The 2,105-nt window shown below is 43.8% G+C and carries 3 protein-coding genes; 1 reads left to right on the top strand and 2 read right to left on the bottom strand.

Features of this window, described 5'->3' with window-relative positions:
- Together F6J94_RS33255 and F6J94_RS33260 are read right to left on the bottom strand one after the other, a co-directional pair.
- A partial coding sequence (locus tag F6J94_RS33255; RefSeq protein WP_293048082.1) for a hypothetical protein occupies positions 1-180 on the bottom strand: 180 nt, incomplete at its 3' end.
- Between the two features lie 7 nt (positions 181-187).
- Positions 188-895, bottom strand: a complete 708-nt coding sequence (locus tag F6J94_RS33260) for a response regulator transcription factor (protein ID WP_293048084.1) — start codon at positions 893-895, stop codon at positions 188-190.
- A 681-nt stretch (positions 896-1,576) separates the two neighbouring features.
- On the opposite strand from F6J94_RS33260, the gene F6J94_RS33265 reads away from it, so the two are divergent.
- Positions 1,577-2,105 (top strand): isocitrate/isopropylmalate family dehydrogenase (locus F6J94_RS33265; RefSeq protein ID WP_293048086.1); only part of this gene is annotated, 529 nt, incomplete at its 3' end.

Below are 2,105 nucleotides of genomic sequence, written 5' to 3' on the forward strand. Positions count from 1 at the left end.
TCTCTCTCTGTCTCTCTCTCTCCCCCTCTCTCTCTCTGTCTCTCTCTCTCTCTCTCTCTCCCTCTCTCTCTCTCTCTCTCTGTCTCTCTCTCTCAAGCTCAGTTGATGTCTGTAGGAAGTATAAATACAAGGCAGCTCCGTCAAAAATGAAGATTGACCAATAAACCCGATTTTGCTCATTTTATGTCTACTCCTTGGGACGTTTGTATCCCTGCTCATAGGCAAAGCGCACCAATTGGCTACGATTATGTAGTTTCAACTTATGGAGTATGCTACTGAGGTGAGTCTGAACAGTACGAGGGCTGATAAATAGGCGATCGCTTATTTCTTTGTTGGTTAGCCCCTGAATAACTTGCCAAAATACTCGTTCTTCTGCTGGTGTCAAGGGTAGAGGTTGAGGTTTTGCCCCTACCTGAGCAAAAGTCTTAGAATTATCAACAGCTGCTGATGTTGAGAATTGGTTAGCTAGATGGCCAGGAGCTATCGCAGTAGCTTGCATCAACCGAACAATTTCAGCATGGATACGGTGCGAGCGCTCTAGCAGTGCTTCGATTTTTGCCTCTAGTTCTCTGGGAGCAACGGGTTTAGTTAAGTAATCATCTGCTCCCATAGAATGACCATTAATACGGTCTTCTAATTCTGCTTTGCTAGACAAAAAAATAAATGGCATCAGCCTACCATTGGGAATGTTTCTCAGACGACGGCAAAACTCTAGCCCATCCATCTCCGGCATCAGTACATCAGAAACTACCAAATCCGGTGGATTTTTGAGACAAGCTTCCAAGGCTTCAGTTCCCGAACACACTTGTTCTACCTGGTATCCTCGATGTTCCAGGTAGCGCTTCAAAAGAGTTAGCAGGGTTTTATCATCGTCAACAACTAAAATCTTTTTCATATTCTTTCTGGAGCCACCTTTTCTACAAACACTCCTGCCAATTGGTCATGAATTGATGCTGCTGCCATCTGGCTGGAAGTCTGTGAAAGGCCCACTCAGACAAACAATACACCATATCTTTTGATCGTAATTCGATTGACCATAGGCAGAATCTATGCTAATAACACTGTAAGTTTCGGTGTTGAAGCCCTAACTATTGACACATCACCCAAGCAATTTTTTAGGAGCGATGGCGCTGCACAAAGCAGCCTTGGCTGACTGTTGTAAAACAGTTGAACACCTTCCTATTACAGGAGAACTTAAGCTATAGAACCCCTATTTCAGCATAAAGGCTGATTTAAAACAGTTGAGCCATGGTGTAATAACTTCATCAAAGCTTTGAACTTGAACTACGTTCACTCATGCTAATACCCAGAAATGGGAATTTTCGGGAAGAAAGCTCAACAACTACCTGCTCTTTCTGCCACTCTTGCCCTGTAAAGTAGTAATTATCTTAATGAGAAGCTTAACTATAGTATAGTTTTTGCCATCCCCCTATGGATAGACCTTACGTAAACTACCATTTACCTGGGGTTAATCAGCAAAAAAGCTTAATGTCTCAACCCCAGTGCAGTAGATCTGGTAGTTTTCTGACTATAAGTCTATTGCCAACTTCCATCTGAAATTCATTAAAACTACTTTATGTACGAGAAAATTTCCCCTTGCCAGACTGGTTCTGCCATTACCTACAAGGATGGTCAACCCATTGTTCCTGACAACCCAATTATTCCGTTTATTCGCGGAGATGGTACTGGCGTTGATATCTGGCCAGCTGCCCAGAAGGTAATTGATGCATCGGTCCAATGCGCCTATGGTGCCAAGCGCAGCATCAGCTGGTTTAAAATCTACGCCGGTGACGAAGCTTGCGAAAAGTACGGTACTTATCAGTATTTACCCCAAGACACCCTAAATGCCATCAAAGAATACGGCATTGCTATCAAAGGACCCTTGACAACTCCTGTGGGTGGTGGTATACGCTCTCTCAATGTCGCCCTGCGGCAAATTAATGACCTTTATGCCTGTGTGCGTCCCTGTAAGTACTACCCAGGGACCCCCTCTCCCCACAAAACTCCAGAGAAACTGGATGTGATTGTCTATCGGGAAAATACAGAAGATATCTACTTGGGTATTGAATGGCCCAAAGGAAGCGAAGTTGCTGAAAAATTGATTA

The organism is Moorena sp. SIO1F2, from assembly GCF_010672755.1.
GTDB lineage: Bacteria > Cyanobacteriota > Cyanobacteriia > Cyanobacteriales > Coleofasciculaceae > Moorena.